Raw genomic sequence first — 14,948 nt, 5'->3', positions numbered from 1 at the left:
ATTTCCTTTTATTTTCATTCTTCCGACTCGAAAAAGTCGATATCTATTCGTTTCACCTCAAAGGTGTTGGCAGTAAACACCCCGATATTATAATCTATCATGTATTCACACAGTTGATTCCCATCTATCAGCACTATTTTGATATTGTTCTGCGGTTTAAATTCCCGTGCTCCCCGACTGAACGAGGATGTGGTAATGAATATCCCTTTGGTGGCTCCTTTGCCGGCCAAAGCACCGACAAATTTTTGTACTTCGGGACGTTCCACTACGTTATTCCAACGTTTAGCCTGGATATAAATGTTGTCCAGACCGAGTTTATCTTCTTTGATGATACCGTCTATGCCTTCATCCCCACTCTTTCCTACCACCATGTCCGCAGCCTCGTTTAAAGAACCGCCGTATCCCATCGCTACCAGTAATTTGATAACCAAGGCTTCGAAGAAGCCCGGGTCTTTTTTTAAGATACGCTCCAACAAATCTTGCGCCAATATATTGCGTAACTTCTTATATTCCTCTTCCATGATGATGTCCGGTGTCTGTATGGCACACTCAGATTCCTGTCTGGAATTCCGTTTCGGTTCACTGTTTCTGTTGGATAAAGCAATCCATTCCTTATAAGCCGGATAGTTGAAAAGCAATTTCATATTAATATGCTCCGGACGAGTTTGCAACAGGCGCAATCCCGCCTCTGTAATTCTATATTGTGCACGTTGAGGAGTTTCTAGCAAACCGGCTTTTTGCATGTGGGTTTTGGCCCATCCTACGTTACTTCTGAAACGTGTGGTCCTATTGCTGGGTAACATTTCCTTTACATCGGTTTCCGTCAGATGAAACTCTCTGATAAGTGCGTTTTGTATTTCTGTCATTGAATGGACGCTGCCGTCTTCTAATTTCCGAAGAAAAGGCAGCATGCAGGATTGGAAGTCCGGTATCATTGTTTATCGCTTGTTATATAGTGTCCAAAAGTACGAATATTTTTTCAGAAATCCATCGTATTTTTGCTACAAAAAGCATTTGTTTTATGATTTATCGGTAAAAGCGATATGTTGCGTAAAAGGCGGAAGCCGACAAGAGGTAGCCCGGTACAGTTCCATCAGAAAATTGCGTTTTCATTTGCCTCTGCGCCCGCCTTTCACTACCTTTGCATTCATAACAGGCTTTTGGGATGAAATACGGAAAGATGAGTAAATATATATACGGCCTTGCTTTTGCCATGGCTTTTTTATGTGCATGCCGAGGTGAAGATGGAAGTTGTTCGTTGTCCTTTCAGCAATTAAAAGTTGAGAAGACCGTACCATTGGACAGCAGCGAGCACTCGCCTGCATGTAGAGTTATCATAGAGGCGGATGAGATAAACGACACGACCCGTGCAGCCCGGAACATGAACCGAACCATTGCCTTTCATCTGTTTGGAGGAATGCACCGTTCGTTCGCCTCGACCGCCGATTCGTTCTGTCTGACGTACGCGGAGCAATACCGGAGAAATTTGACCGATTTATACAAAGCCGACCGGCAAAGCGGCATCAACTCCTCGTGGTACGATTACAAATATCGGATAGCCACGGAACACAAAGACGGGCTGAACGGATATTTGTGTTATCTGATTCATAAAGTAAAGTACGAGGGAGGAGCACGCGACTATCGGGAGGAACAATGTTTGAATTTCGATACAGAAACGGGTGAGTTGGTGAAGTTGGAGGACGTGTTGCCCCCTGCTTCCTTGGCCTTGCTTCCTTCCTTGTTGGCAGACGAACTCCTGAAAACGTACGGTTGCCGCAACCGGGAAGAACTGCAGGATAAAGGCATACTACGGCTTACCGACATTTACATTCCCTTGAATTATGAACTGGGAAAAGAAGGTATTACTTTCATTTACAATGCCGACGAGATAGCTGCGTATGAAGTCGGGGCTATCAGGCTGACTTTGCCGTACAGTAGGTTGGAAACCCATACGAAATAAAAAATAAAGATATATGGAGCTGATTTTAAAATACTTTCCGAAACTTTCGGAAAAACAGACAGAACAATTCCAGCAGTTGGACGCGCTCTATCATGACTGGAATGCTAAAATCAATGTCATTTCTAGGAAAGACATCGACAATCTGTATGAACATCATGTATTGCATTCCTTGGGAATTGCCGAATTCACCCGTTTCAAATCCGGCACTGAGATTATGGATTTGGGGACGGGAGGCGGATTTCCGGGGATACCCCTCGCCATCATGTTCCCCGACTGCCATTTCCATCTGGTGGACAGCATCGGTAAGAAAATCAAGGTTTGCATGGAAGTGGCTAGGGAGCTCGGGTTGAAGAATGTGACTTTCCGCCATTGCCGGGCAGAGGAAGAGAAGGCCAAATTCGATTTTGTGGTAAGCCGTGCCGTCATGCCGTTGGCAGATTTGGTCAAAATTATACGCAAGAATATTTCTCCCGTGCAGCACAACGCCATCCCCAACGGCCTTGTCTGCCTGAAGGGGGGCGAATTGGAGAAAGAGACGACCCCGTTGAAGAACCGCACAATGGTTACCCCGTTGAAAGAGTTCTTTACGGAAGAATATTTTGCCACCAAGAAAGTGGTGTACGTTTCACTTTAAAGGATAGGAAAGATGCTAGAGATAAAAAAAATTCCGGTAAACATGTTGGAAGAGAACTGCTACGTCGTGAGCGACGACACCCGTGAAGCCGTAGTCATAGATTGCGGTGCCCTTACCGACGATGACCGCAGGCAGATTATGGATTATATTGAAAACCGTCGTTTACAGGTCAGGCACCACCTTTGCACCCACATGCACTACGACCACTGTTTCGGGGCCGCATTCATTTGGGAGACCTTTCATGTCGGTCCGGAGTTCAACCGGGCAGACGAACCTATATATAAAGGTATGGGAGCGGAGATATTCGGACCGTTGGCACAGGTGATGAAAGAAGGGCTTACTCCTGCGGCTGCGCGTTACCTGACGGAGGGAGATGACATCTCGTTCGGACATCACACGTTAACCGTCCTGAATACTCCCGGACATACCCCCGGGGGCATTTGTTTTTACTGCGCTGCAGAAAAAGCCGTATTTGTCGGCGACACTTTGTTCTATTGCAGCGTTGGACGAACGGATTTCCCCGGCGGGGACAGTGAAGTCTTGTGCGAGAGCGTCAGGAACAAGCTGTTTACTCTGCCGGAAGATACCCGTGTCTATCCCGGGCACGGGCCACACACTGAAATCAGATTCGAGAAGACTCACAATCCATATGTATAAACGAAAAACTCTCTTCCGACTCACGTCGGAAGAGAGTAACAACACAAACACAAAATAAAACACGACAAAACTATTGTGCACACTAACCTGTCTTAAATTATTTAAAGCGTGATATTCCCGACTATTCACATATTGGAAATACCAACTGGATTAATGCGCAATTACGCATAAAGCGTCTTCTGTGTCCTTTATTTTATTTACATTATTCCTTTTTCGCGCAATACGCATTGCCATTTCCAAGCGGAGGCCAACACGTCCTCCAACGGAGTTTCGGCTTTCCAACCCAACACTTTGTTGGCTTTGTCCACATTGCCCCACACCTTTTCGATGTCACCGGCACGGCGTCCTACGATCTTATAATTCAATTTCACACCGGTAGCTTTCTCAAAAGCATTAATCAATTCAAGCACGGAAGTACCCGTACCCGTACCGATGTTGTAAACCTCCACCGGTTCGGTAGTCTGGTCTTCCATGATGCGCGTCATGGCGCAAACATGTGCCTTAGCCAAATCCACTACATAAATATAATCACGGATGCAAGAGCCGTCCGGCGTGTCATAATCGTCTCCGAACACACTTAATTCCTTACGGATGCCCATGGCCGTTTGTGTCAGGTAGGGAATCAGGTTCTGAGGCACGCCGTTCGGCATTTCTCCGATAAACGCTGTGGGGTGCGCACCAATCGGGTTAAAATAACGCAACAAGATGGCTTTTATCGGAGAGCCGCTCTTGATGGTGTCCGCTATGATTTCCTCGTTAATCTGTTTGGTATTGCCGTATGGGCTTTCCGCCTTTTTGATGGGGGTCTCCTCTGTGGCAGGTAGCACATCCGGTTGGCCGTATACGGTACATGACGAAGAGAAGATGATACCCTTCACATCATACTTCGGCATCAACTGCAACAGATTAATCAGGGAAACGATATTGTTATGATAATACAGCAACGGTTTCTGTACGCTTTCACCTACAGCCTTGCTCGCTGCAAAATGAATGATACCGCTAATTTTCGGATATTTTTTGAATACCGACTCGGTGGCGTCGAAATCGCGCAAGTCTACTTTCTCAAAAGCCGGACGAATGCCGGTAATCTTTTCGATACCATCCAATACATCTTCACGTGAATTCGAGAGGTTGTCCACGATGACTACGTCATAACCAGCCTGCTGGAGTTCCACCGTCGTGTGTGAACCGATGAATCCGGTACCGCCTGTCACTAAAATTGTCTCTTTCATATTAGTAAGCTTCGATTTTTTGTTTTTGTAACAATAGCAAATGTACTAAATTTAATTATATGCTGTATGATTTTTGACCATAAAAAAACGATACGACCCGCATTTTCTTTGCAGGTCGTATCAGTTTTGAAAAAACGTGGCGGATTAGAGGCTAAGAAATGCCTTCAATCCGTTATCTACTCCGCTGAATCCCATGAATGCCATGGCCAATAAACCAGCGGTGACCAACGCGATACTCATGCCCTGCATCCCTTTAGGTACGGACACAAGGTTGAGTTGCTCGCGTATGCCGGCAAATATAACCAATGCCAGTCCGAAGCCCAACGCAGTGCTCAAGGCATACCATACCCCCATCATCAGGTTGAATTCCTTTTGTATAACCAGGATGGCCATACCAAGCACAGCACAGTTAGTGGTTATCAGAGGAAGGAATACTCCCAATGCCTGATAAAGTGCCGGGGATACTTTTTTCAGGATGATTTCCACCAACTGCACCAATGCAGCAATAACCAAGATAAAAGCTATGGTCTGCAAATAGCCGAGTTCGAGCGGGTTCAAAACATAATACTGCAACAGGTAAGTCACCAATGTGGCGAGCACCAAAACGAACGCCACAGCACCTGACATGCCTAAAGCCGTATTGATTTTCTTGGATACGCCGAGAAACGGACAAATACCAAGAATTTGCGACAACACGACGTTGTTGACAAATATGGCGGTGATGAAAACGATTAAATACTGATATATTGCTTCCATATTGTTCTAAGTTTACAAATTTACGCTTTTTTCAGTTTGTTCACAATGGCAATCAAGTACCCCAATACGATGAAAGCCCCGGGAGCCAACACGAACATCAGCATGCCGTAATCTTCCGGCCAAACCTCCAGACCGAAGATTTTACCCGTTCCCAAAATCTCTCGTACAGCTCCGAGAACAGTCAAGGCGATTGTGAAACCTAACCCCATTCCTACTCCATCGAAAAACGAAGGTACCACTCCGTTTTTACTGGCAAATGCTTCGGCACGTCCCAAAATGATACAGTTCACTACAATCAAGGGAATGAACAAGCCCAATGTGGCATAGATGTCAGGAACGAATGCCTGCATGCACATTTGCAAGGCGGTTACGAAAGACGCGATGACGACAATGAATGCCGGAATACGCACCATGTCGGGAATCAAATTCTTAATCATGGAAATAACCACATTGGAACATACGAGCACGAAAGTCGTGGCCAATCCCATGGACATACCGTTCAATGCCGAAGAAGTCGTACCCAAAGTGGGACACATACCCAAAAGAAGTACAAACGTCGGGTTTTCTTTGATGATACCGTTCATCAACACTTTAAAATTATTCATATTACGTCCCTCCTTTCTTTAATGAATAGAATCACTTCCGGTTCCGGTTGCGCTTTCCACCCGTCCGGCCTGTACGCTAGCTCCGCTCGCTGCATCGCTGGTATTTCCTTTCAACGCCTGATAAGCAGCATTCACGGCATTCAGGAAAGCCCGGCTAGTAATGGTAGACGCCGTGATGGCGTCGATGTCTCCGCCGTCTTTGGATACGGCCAGTTCCTTCTCTCCCGGATTCCGCCCGATAATGTCGCCCTTACCGCCTTTCTGGAACCACGTGTCGGCTTTCACACCCAGTCCGGGAGTTTCTACCGTAGCCAGAATCGTATAGCCCAGAATGTCACCAACCTCATTAAAACCAACCAGGACTTCAAGCGGTCCGCCGAACCCATTGGTTACAGCCTTCACGGCCGTTCCCTTGTCGGTTTTATAGAGAGTATAACCGTTTGATTCTACCGGTTCTTCAACTTTTAAATCACCGGGTTGACCTCCCAAAATCACTTTTTTGATGCCATCCTGCAAATTCTTTGCGTTGATTTCGGCAATGGGGCCTTGTGTCACCTTATTAATATAAGCCAAAGTCCCCCCGGCTATGAGGGAAATGGCGGTCAGCACCAGGACCATATTGAGTAATGAAGACTCTAACTTTTTCATTTTTTTACGACCTCCCCGAATCTTTTAGGTTTACAATAGGTGTTAATCAACGGCGTAAAGGCGTTCATGATTAAGATTGCGAACGACATACCTTCAGGATATGCGCCGAAAGTACGAATGACTACGGTGAGCATACCTATGGCCACTCCATAAATAATCTGTCCCTTTGCCGTCATGGGCGAGGTCACATAATCCGTAGCCATAAAGCAGGCCCCTAACATCATACCACCCGTGAGCAATACGGACACGGGAGACGCATAAACGGGATTAGACAGATGGAGCAGTCCGGCCAACACAAAAACGGTAGCCAAAATGGAAACTGGAATGTGCCATGTCACGATACGCCGGGCCAACATATAGGCCAGACCTATCAATAAGGCCAAAGCGCTCACTTCGCCCAAGCATCCTCCGGTCTGACCTACGAGCATGTCAATAGCGTCTGGCAATCTTTGAAGTACGGAAGCGTCTCCGCTCTTGATTGCTTCCTTCATGACAGCCAACGGAGTGGCACCTGTTTCGGCATCGAGATAAGCTACCATTTGTCCGGGCACAGGCCATGTGGTCATCTGCACCGGGTATGAAACCAGAAGGAACACGCGCCCCACCAATGCCGGGTTGAAGGGATTACACCCTAATCCGCCGAAAGTCATCTTACCGATACCGATGGCTACCAATGCTCCGATGAGGATAATCCATATCGGCAGATTGGAAGGCAGATTGAACCCCAACAGCAGTCCGGTCAGGATGGCCGAACCGTCTGTTATCGTTACTCGATCGCGTTTCAATACATATTTCGTTATAGCCCACTCGAAGAACACACAGGCAGCCACGGACGTAGCCAATACGATAGCGGCTCCCAACCCAAAGAAATACAACGAGGTTAACAGGGCCGGTATGAGTGCGATGCACACTCCATACATATTTCTTTGTACACTATCCCGTCCATGCACATGGGGCGACAGCGATACAATTAATTTCTTTGCCATAATCTTTCTCTTTTATTTTGTATTACGAGCCCGGATGAGGGCCATTACAGTAGTCTTGCCCATACGGATATTATCTAACATCGGGCGTGTGGAAGGACAGGTAAACTGGCACGAACCGCATTCGATGCATGACGTGATGTCGTTATCTTCCGCCAACTCCCAGTTGCGCAACGCGGAAGCCGTGGCCAACAAATAGGGCTCGAGCCCCATCGGGCAGGCACTGACACATTTGGCGCAACGGATGCAGGGCTGCGGTTCCGCGCGACGAGATTCCCGTTCACTCATGAGCAGGAGGCCGGAAGAACCTTTGCATACCGGCACGTCGAGGTTCATCAGCGCCTTTCCCATCATCGGGCCTCCGCCAATTACTTTTCCTGTGTTTTCTGGCAAGCCGCCGCATTCCTCGATGAGTTGGTTCATCGGCGTGCCGATACGGGCCAACAGGTTAGAAGGGTTTTGCACTTCCTTACCCGTCACGGTGATGACACGTTCAAACAGGGGTTTGTTTTTCATTACCGCTTCATAGATGGCAAAAACCGTACCGACATTTTGTACCACTGCTCCTACGTTAATGGGCAATGCCGGAGGAGCCGGGACTTCACGTCCGGTAACAGCGGCAATCAACTGCTTCTCTCCTCCCTGAGGGTATTTCACTTGCAATGGCACGACCTCAATATGCGGATAAGCTTTCGCTTTCTCCGTCAAGAGAGCGATGGCATCCGGTTTGTTGTTCTCGATGCCGATATAACCCTTGTCCACACCCACTGCCTTCATGATTAAATCCACTCCTACCAGGATTTCGTCCGGTTTTTCCAACAGCAACCGATGGTCGGCTGTCAGGTACGGTTCGCACTCCACAGCGTTGATGATGACGCATTCGGCTTTTGTCCCCTTGGGAGGAGTCAGTTTCACATGGCAGGGGAATGTGGCACCACCCATACCGACAATACCGGCCGCTTTCACCGTGTTCACGATGTCTTCGGCTGTCAACTCCGGCCTTTGAGCCAATGTCACCAAATCGGGGGTCCGGTCAATCGTCTCGACCCATTCATCTCCCTCCACGTCTACAAAGATGGCCGGACGGCGGTAACCGCTAGCATCGACAATCGCATCTATCTTGCTCACTTTTCCGGACACGGAGGAGTGGACGGGAACCGACACAAAGCCGTCTGCCTCGGCCAACATCATGCCTACTTTCACTTCATCTCCTTTGGCTACGACCGGTTTAGCCGGTGCGCCAATATGCTGATAAAGCGAAAAGACAGCTTGTTTGGGCAATCCGGCCCGACGGATGGGAGAAGTGGCGGAAAGTTTGTTTTCAGATGGATGAACTCCACCTATCTTAAACGTTTTCACGATATTCTTTTTTAATTTGACAATCCTATGAATTATGCTTCTTTCTTTTCTTCCGATGTAACGGTGGTTACAGGCTGTGCTGCGGGAGCGGATACCGGTTGTGCCGCCGGATCGGTTGGTTTCGGGGCTGCTGTTGCGGCCGGTTTCTCCACTTTCGGCTTACGCGGCGGGAAGTTGATGGCATGGATGGCTCCTTTCGGGCAAGCTTCCTCACACTTTCTGCACAACTTGCACTTTTCCGGGTCGATATAGGCCAAATTGTTGTTGAGAGTGATGGCCTCGAACGGACATGTCTTCACGCACTTGCCGCAACCGATACAGGAAGCCTTGCAAACCTTGTTCGCCACAGCACCCTTGTCGCGGTTTACGCACATCACGACCATTCGGCGGTTTTTCGGTCCTTTCGGCCGGAGCTCGATGACTCTTCGCGGACAGGTCTTGACGCAGGCACCACAAGCCGTACAGCGTTCTTCGTCTACCTCGGGCAATCCTGTTTCCGGATTGATGGACAATGCACCAAACTGGCACGCCGCCACACAATCACCACCTCCCAAGCAACCGAATGCGCATGCCGTCTCTCCTGTGCCCGCCAACAGCTGCACACGGCAACTGCGCACCCCGTCGTAATCCACCACACGTGGTCGATTGGCACAAGTCCCGTTACAACGCACAACAGCCACTTTCGGGGTGCTGGCCGCAGCTGCAAGCCCCAAAATTCCGGCTACTTTTTCCATAACCGGTTGTCCGCCTACGGGACATAACTTGCCTTCGAGCGAACCACCGTCTGCCGCTTTCACGCAAGCAGCGGCAAAACCGGCACATCCCGGATAACCGCATCCGCCACAATTGGCTTGCGGCAAGACTTCTGCCACTTGGCCAATGCGTTCATCCTCTACGACAGCAAACTTCTTGGATGCCGCATAGAGCATGATGGATGCCACCAACCCCACGACTCCCAAAATAATTACTGCAATCAAAATCACGTTCATAACAATATTTATTTTATGTGTTTAATGGTAAATGAAAATTTTCTTGTCAACCTGTTTTTATTGAGGTAGAGCACAACATAATAGACAACCAGGCTGGCTAATGCTACCAGAGCTGCCAAAGGTTCATCGGCCGTAACTTGCAAGGTGGCTAGCAAAACAGCCATCAATAGCAACAACGGCGCACCGTATGCCCAAAACACGGCTTTCAGTCCCATCTCCACACTTCCGGTCAGGAGAACTTCCTCTCCTACCTGGTAAGAAAATGCTTCGGGGCTGACGATATCGACCAACTTCTCTTTGCTTTCCGACGAATTGCACATTTTTTTAGCCACACAGGATGAACACGCGGAAGCCTGGATTATTTGCACACTAACGTGTTTTCCTCTCACGCTTTTCACGGTACCTCGATGTATGATTATTTGGGCCATTTTGTAAACTCGATATTGCAAATTGCCGCAAATGTAGCATTAATTTGGTAACTAATAGTAGGTATTCGAATAGAAAATTCTCTGTATTTGTTTTTTTTAACCTATCGTTTTTTTCGAGTCATTCACCTCGTCTCATATCCGGGATTTTGGGATAATCGCGGATTCAAAGACAACACCTTGGCAGGGATGGGAAACACCGTGGTGTAGCCTGATGCTTCATCCTCCTGTTGCGGACGGTCTGTGTAAGCTTGCGTATAGGTACCGAAACGAATCATGTCCTGTCTTCTCCATCCTTCCCATACGAGTTCCAGTTTGCGTTCCTCCAGGATATTGTGAAGGGTGGCTGGACGAGGATACATGCCGGAACGTCGCCGCACTTCGTTCAGTTCAGCTGTTCCGTCTTCCCCGTTTCTTATTTTAGCCTCGCTTTTCATTAATAATACGTCGGCATAACGAAACAATACAATATCGTTGTCCGACAATTTACCGTCTTTTGTGCTTTTCAGGTCTACTTCATATTTCTTCATTCGTGCGCCGGCAGATTTTTCGTAAGGTTGTGCCGATACGTCCAAACGTATGCTCCACGGCGAATACTCCAACGTGCTTCCGTCGTCCAGTTTCACTGGATTGCCATTGGGATCCAAGACCGTTCCGGCAAAGAAGCTGTCTTCGAAGCGATGGTCTACCGAATCGGTATCGTAGCCAAATGTGCGTAGGGTTTCAATCGTGGCACTGGTTCCATTTTCTCCACTCAGCCCGTAAGCTTTCCCATGGTTGTAATGACGGGAACGGAATAGATATTGCATTTGGTTTTGCAATGCATGTTTATCCATCGGTATCGTGAAAATATTTTCTTCCGACGGTTCGTTGTACACAACGAAATTATCTACCATGCGCGAAGATAATTTGTATCCCATAACACGTATCGAGTCGCAATACGCTTGTACGGCCTGCCATGCGTTCAGTGTTTGAGATCCTATATTCACTTGATATGCTTTTCCGTCAGGATGGTTTTCGTCCGTCCAATCGTTGTCCGTATAAATCTCTATATTCAGGAATAGTTTGGCCAACAAAAAACAAGCTACCGGACGGGTCATCCGGCCATAATATTCTCCTTTTTGGTTGCTGTGCGCTTCATTCAGATAAGGCAATGCCGCCTGCAATTCGTTTACAGAAAATTTGAATACTTCCTCACGTTCGCTTTGGTTGACGTCCTTCATGGGGGTGGACGAAGATAACACCAAAGGCACACGCCCGAACATATCTAGCAAATAATAGTAGTACATCGCCCGAAAGGCTCTGACTTCTGCCACATAATTTTTCAATTCTGCAGGAGCATCCTTGCGGTTCTGCAATTCCGTCAGACGTTCTATCGACTTGTTACTAAGCACAATCACTTTGTATAGATACTCCCACGAAGCTGCTATCACGTCATTATTGACTCCCCAATCGTGCAAGAACAATCCTTGCCAGAGTCCGCCATCGTACCAGTCTCCTCCGCGAGTTGGCAACAAAGCTTCATCAGTGGTCAGTGTGTTCAAGTCATATACACCTCGGCAAGTGCCCTGTAGCCCTTGACTGTCTTCGTATCCACCCACATAGTTATAGAGGGTAGCCACCGTGTTCAGGTATATATTGGCAGGCGTGTCATAAGCGTCCTCTTCGGGTAATTGGTCTCGTGGAGCTTCATCTAAGAATCCTGCACAACCATAACAGCAAACAAGGGTGTATCCCGCCCATAAAATCCACTTTTTCATGTTGTCATGCTTTAAAATTGAATAGTTAATCCCAAGGTATAAGAACGATATACCGGATAGTTCCGTTTGTCGTCCACTCCGAGTGTGGCATCTACGATGTAACTGTTAATCATTGGGGTCAGTCCGGAATAGGCCGTAATGGTAGCCAGATTGTTCACCGACGCCGATAAACGCAGATGCTGCACGTATTTGCCCCATTTCTTCAACGGAATATTCCAACCGATAGTCAAATAATCAAAATTCACGTAGTTTCCGTTTTCAAGCCAGTAATCTGTAGCAGTCTGGTCGTAAATATTACGTTGAGGGGCGGCTGCCAGTACGTTGTAATCGGGAAAACTTCCCATATTCATATAAGCCAAGGCCGTACCATTATAAATTTTATGTCCGAAAGCACCATTGATTTGTAACGATACGTCCACATTCTTATAACGGAAGCTGACGTTAGAACCCAATAGAGTTTTGGGAGTGGCCTGTCCTGCCACGTAACGGTCCCCCCCGTCTTCCAGGTCCACGCCTCCTCCGTCAAGGTCGGCTATTTCGTATGCGTATGTTCCGTCTTCGCGTTGGATGAGTCCTGTACAATGGGGTAAATAAAAGACACCCAAAGGCTGCCCTACAATCTGGTATACAATATGATTATATCCGCCATGAAAGCCCGCACCGGTTAAGTCGGCAATCGGCGTATATTGTGGAGCCGACATATATTCTCCATTATACATTCCACTTAGAGAAAGTAACTTATTGCGTTGGAACGTGACGTTGACGTTGACGTTCAGTTCCATGTCTTTTTTACGCAAAGGAGTGAAGCCGAATCCCAATTCCACTCCGCTGTTACGCATGGAACCTAAATTGGCCAACAATTTATTATAGGCAAATGGCGGTACGCTTACATCGTATTGGTACAGCATGTCATCCGTGACGGAATGGTAATAATCAAATGTGAAAATAGCCCGTCCGTCCCAAAAAGCAGCATCCAGTCCAACGTTCATCGTACGTTTTACCTCCCAACGCAAGTCAGGATTGGCATTGCGTATCAAACCCATTGTCACCGTTGGGTCACCACCAGAAGATACTACTCCATTAGGTTTCACCAACTGGAGGGAATTGTAAGAATCAATGGCATCCTGATTACCAGAGTACCCGTAACCGACTCTGAATTTGAGGTTGTTCAGCCAATAGAGAGATTTCATGAAATCTTCCTCGCTCAGAATCCAGGCAGCGGAAAGCGATGGGAAAAAGCCCCAACGGTGGTTACGTCCCACCTTGGATGAAGCATCGGTACGCATGTTTACGGTAGCCACATAACGATCGTCGTATACATAATTGACACGTCCTAAAAAAGATGCCAGACGAGGATTCTCATAATAAGAGCCTGTCCCCTCCCATAGTCTTACGGCTCCGGCCTGCAGGTTGTGAAAACCGAACTTGTCGGTTGTGAAATTCGTAACAGTTGTGTGGAAGCCGGACATGATACGTTGTTGCGCTTCTCCCAATAGGAGAGCGTCCAGTTTATGTTTTCCAAAAGCTCGATTGAAGTTCAACATCATATTTCCCAACACATCTTCCACCTTCTGTTCGCCTCGATAAGCTTGTCCATGTGCCCATACGGTAGTAGGAAGATATTGTCCGTTATCTATGACATTGTACAGGTAAGAACCAAAGGCGGAAAGTACCAAATGTGGGGTTAAAACCAACTCCATTTTCAAATGGGCATTAAAATGCGCATTCGATTCTTCGTCGCTTACTTCCATCCAGGCCAAAGGGTTGGTAATCCAACTGGCAGTTGTCACTTGATCCCAACCGCCCGTCGCATTCTTGTGGGCCGGAAAAGTGGGATTGAAAGCTGCTGCTGAATAAAATGTCTTTTGTATATCTACCAAATTGTTGCTCTTACGTACTGCCCCCATTACCCCCAGGTCGAAACGCAGGCGGTCGTTGAACGCCCGTTGCGTAATATCTATTTTGGCCATGTAATTCCGGTAGTCTGAACTTTTCACCACGTCTTTTCGATCCAAAAGCGCCAGAGAAGCACGGTAATAAGAGGATTCCGTACCACCTCCAAAAGCTACATGATGATTTTGCACCCATCCCATGCGCGTGATTTCCTCTGGAAAATCCGTGTCATATCCCAAATCCAGAATTGATATGCCTCTTTCGTGTGCCACGTTCCTGAAAGCCTCTCCAGAAAGCATTTTTATGTTTTTATAAATAGACTCGACACTAAAATTTCCGTCATAACTCAAACTGAAACTTCCGCTGTGTCCTTGTTTGGTACTTACTTTTATGACACCCGAAGCACCTCGTGCGCCATATTGAGCCGTTTCTGAAGCATCCTTGAGAATAGTGAAGCTTTCGATGTCCGCAGGAAAAATCATACTTAGCGTGCTCAAATCAGCAAATACGCCATCAATGATTACCAAAGGATCATTCCCCCCCGTCAGGGAGGTTGTACCCCGGACACGTACGGAGTTGAGCATGGCCTCCCTTCCCGGTAACATACTGACACCGGCCACTTGCCCGTTAATAGAGTTTAAAGGATTGGAAATCATGCCTTTGTTCATTCTATTTTCAGATACCTGATCTACAGAACCTGCTACGGTTCTCCGGTCTCCTGTGGCATAACCGATTTGCAGCACATCCCCTTTCATTAATGAATCCGATAACATCCAAGGAATGGAGTCCGGCAGAATCACTTTGTTCTGTGCTGCAAGAGGATATATATGGCATAACGCCAAAGAAAGGGGTAATCCCATTCGCCCCAACCATAAAAATGTCCCTTTTTTCATAAGCAAAGAGATTTAAGAGTAAATGTTGGTATAGTTTGAATATTACATGGGCAAATATACAGAATTTCTTTTAAATAAGCTCTTTTTTAAGGAAAGAAAAATAGAGAAAGAAAAAAAATGTAATAAAGTTGAATAACCCAAATAGAATAATAAA

Annotated in this window: 14 protein-coding genes; 3 read left to right on the top strand and 11 right to left on the bottom strand. The window is 47.1% G+C overall.

Translation table 11 applies throughout. The features are described from left to right. Positions 1 to 14: 14 nt before the first annotated feature. Positions 15 to 935: a restriction endonuclease gene (locus tag E0E47_RS03245; protein ID WP_130892873.1), complete on the bottom strand. Its 921-nt coding sequence runs from the start codon at positions 933 to 935 to the stop codon at positions 15 to 17. A gap of 245 nt (positions 936 to 1,180) precedes the next feature. Here E0E47_RS03245 and E0E47_RS03235 point away from each other — a divergent pair, with 245 nt between their 5' ends. Genes E0E47_RS03235 through E0E47_RS03225 form a run of 3 tightly spaced genes read left to right on the top strand, consistent with a single transcriptional unit; the run spans position 1,181 to position 3,251 of the window. Then, complete coding sequence (locus tag E0E47_RS03235) at positions 1,181 to 1,960, top strand: RsiV family protein (protein ID WP_232038315.1); 780 nt, start codon at positions 1,181 to 1,183, stop codon at positions 1,958 to 1,960. 13 nt (positions 1,961 to 1,973) lie between these two features. Next, complete coding sequence (gene rsmG / locus E0E47_RS03230) at positions 1,974 to 2,594, top strand: 16S rRNA (guanine(527)-N(7))-methyltransferase RsmG (protein WP_130892870.1); 621 nt, start codon at positions 1,974 to 1,976, stop codon at positions 2,592 to 2,594. 12 nt (positions 2,595 to 2,606) lie between these two features. Then, positions 2,607 to 3,251: an MBL fold metallo-hydrolase gene (locus E0E47_RS03225; RefSeq protein WP_130892869.1), complete on the top strand. Its 645-nt coding sequence runs from the start codon at positions 2,607 to 2,609 to the stop codon at positions 3,249 to 3,251. A gap of 197 nt (positions 3,252 to 3,448) precedes the next feature. On the opposite strand, the gene galE is transcribed toward E0E47_RS03225, so the two are convergent. The 10 genes from galE to E0E47_RS03175 all read right to left on the bottom strand — a co-directional run bounded on the left by galE (position 3,449) and on the right by E0E47_RS03175 (position 14,761). After that, positions 3,449 to 4,483 (bottom strand): UDP-glucose 4-epimerase GalE, encoded by a 1,035-nt coding sequence (gene galE, locus E0E47_RS03220; protein WP_008622763.1) that lies wholly within the window; start codon positions 4,481 to 4,483, stop codon positions 3,449 to 3,451. A 144-nt stretch (positions 4,484 to 4,627) separates the two neighbouring features. Then, positions 4,628 to 5,239 carry an electron transport complex subunit RsxA gene (gene rsxA / locus E0E47_RS03215; RefSeq protein ID WP_130892868.1) on the bottom strand — a complete coding sequence of 204 codons (612 nt, stop codon included), beginning with the start codon at positions 5,237 to 5,239 and terminating at the stop codon, positions 4,628 to 4,630. A 20-nt stretch (positions 5,240 to 5,259) separates the two neighbouring features. Beyond that, a complete protein-coding gene (locus E0E47_RS03210) occupies positions 5,260 to 5,844 on the bottom strand; it encodes an RnfABCDGE type electron transport complex subunit E (protein ID WP_130892867.1) in 585 nt (194 codons plus the stop codon). Between the two features lie 18 nt (positions 5,845 to 5,862). Further along, positions 5,863 to 6,492, bottom strand: coding sequence for an RnfABCDGE type electron transport complex subunit G (locus E0E47_RS03205; protein ID WP_008627583.1), 630 nt, complete (start codon positions 6,490 to 6,492; stop codon positions 5,863 to 5,865). Then, the gene (locus tag E0E47_RS03200) at positions 6,489 to 7,478 is read right to left on the bottom strand and encodes an RnfABCDGE type electron transport complex subunit D (RefSeq protein ID WP_130892866.1); all 990 of its coding nucleotides are present in this window, start codon (positions 7,476 to 7,478) and stop codon (positions 6,489 to 6,491) included. Before E0E47_RS03200 ends, E0E47_RS03205 begins: the two co-directional genes overlap by 4 nt. 12 nt (positions 7,479 to 7,490) lie before the next feature. Further along, positions 7,491 to 8,837, bottom strand: coding sequence for an electron transport complex subunit RsxC (rsxC, locus tag E0E47_RS03195; RefSeq protein ID WP_172604748.1), 1,347 nt, complete (start codon positions 8,835 to 8,837; stop codon positions 7,491 to 7,493). 29 nt (positions 8,838 to 8,866) lie between these two features. After that, positions 8,867 to 9,823: a Fe-S cluster domain-containing protein gene (locus tag E0E47_RS03190; RefSeq protein WP_130892864.1), complete on the bottom strand. Its 957-nt coding sequence runs from the start codon at positions 9,821 to 9,823 to the stop codon at positions 8,867 to 8,869. Between the two features lie 8 nt (positions 9,824 to 9,831). Then, positions 9,832 to 10,251 (bottom strand): SoxR reducing system RseC family protein, encoded by a 420-nt coding sequence (locus E0E47_RS03185; protein ID WP_130892863.1) that lies wholly within the window; start codon positions 10,249 to 10,251, stop codon positions 9,832 to 9,834. 122 nt (positions 10,252 to 10,373) lie between these two features. After that, positions 10,374 to 12,008 (bottom strand): RagB/SusD family nutrient uptake outer membrane protein, encoded by a 1,635-nt coding sequence (locus E0E47_RS03180; protein WP_130892862.1) that lies wholly within the window; start codon positions 12,006 to 12,008, stop codon positions 10,374 to 10,376. A gap of 11 nt (positions 12,009 to 12,019) precedes the next feature. Beyond that, the gene (locus E0E47_RS03175; RefSeq protein WP_420850128.1) at positions 12,020 to 14,761 is read right to left on the bottom strand and encodes a SusC/RagA family TonB-linked outer membrane protein; all 2,742 of its coding nucleotides are present in this window, start codon (positions 14,759 to 14,761) and stop codon (positions 12,020 to 12,022) included. Between the last annotated feature and the right edge of the window lie 187 nt (positions 14,762 to 14,948).

The organism is Paraprevotella xylaniphila YIT 11841 (assembly GCF_900683745.1).
Classification (GTDB): Bacteria; Bacteroidota; Bacteroidia; order Bacteroidales; family Bacteroidaceae; genus Paraprevotella; species Paraprevotella xylaniphila.
This window is presented reverse-complemented; position numbering and strand designations above follow the sequence as displayed.

Coding starts and splice junctions, on each gene's coding strand:
- E0E47_RS03245 (WP_130892873.1), bottom strand. CDS start 935: ATGATACCGGACTTCCAATCCTGCATGCTGCCTTTTCTTCGGAAATTA.
- E0E47_RS03235 (WP_232038315.1), top strand. CDS start 1,181: ATGAGTAAATATATATACGGCCTTGCTTTTGCCATGGCTTTTTTATGT.
- rsmG (WP_130892870.1), top strand. CDS start 1,974: ATGGAGCTGATTTTAAAATACTTTCCGAAACTTTCGGAAAAACAGACA.
- E0E47_RS03225 (WP_130892869.1), top strand. CDS start 2,607: ATGCTAGAGATAAAAAAAATTCCGGTAAACATGTTGGAAGAGAACTGC.
- galE (WP_008622763.1), bottom strand. CDS start 4,483: ATGAAAGAGACAATTTTAGTGACAGGCGGTACCGGATTCATCGGTTCA.
- rsxA (WP_130892868.1), bottom strand. CDS start 5,239: ATGGAAGCAATATATCAGTATTTAATCGTTTTCATCACCGCCATATTT.
- E0E47_RS03210 (WP_130892867.1), bottom strand. CDS start 5,844: ATGAATAATTTTAAAGTGTTGATGAACGGTATCATCAAAGAAAACCCG.
- E0E47_RS03205 (WP_008627583.1), bottom strand. CDS start 6,492: ATGAAAAAGTTAGAGTCTTCATTACTCAATATGGTCCTGGTGCTGACC.
- E0E47_RS03200 (WP_130892866.1), bottom strand. CDS start 7,478: ATGGCAAAGAAATTAATTGTATCGCTGTCGCCCCATGTGCATGGACGG.
- E0E47_RS03190 (WP_130892864.1), bottom strand. CDS start 9,823: ATGAACGTGATTTTGATTGCAGTAATTATTTTGGGAGTCGTGGGGTTG.
- E0E47_RS03185 (WP_130892863.1), bottom strand. CDS start 10,251: ATGGCCCAAATAATCATACATCGAGGTACCGTGAAAAGCGTGAGAGGA.
- E0E47_RS03180 (WP_130892862.1), bottom strand. CDS start 12,008: ATGAAAAAGTGGATTTTATGGGCGGGATACACCCTTGTTTGCTGTTAT.
- E0E47_RS03175 (WP_420850128.1), bottom strand. CDS start 14,761: ATGGGATTACCCCTTTCTTTGGCGTTATGCCATATATATCCTCTTGCA.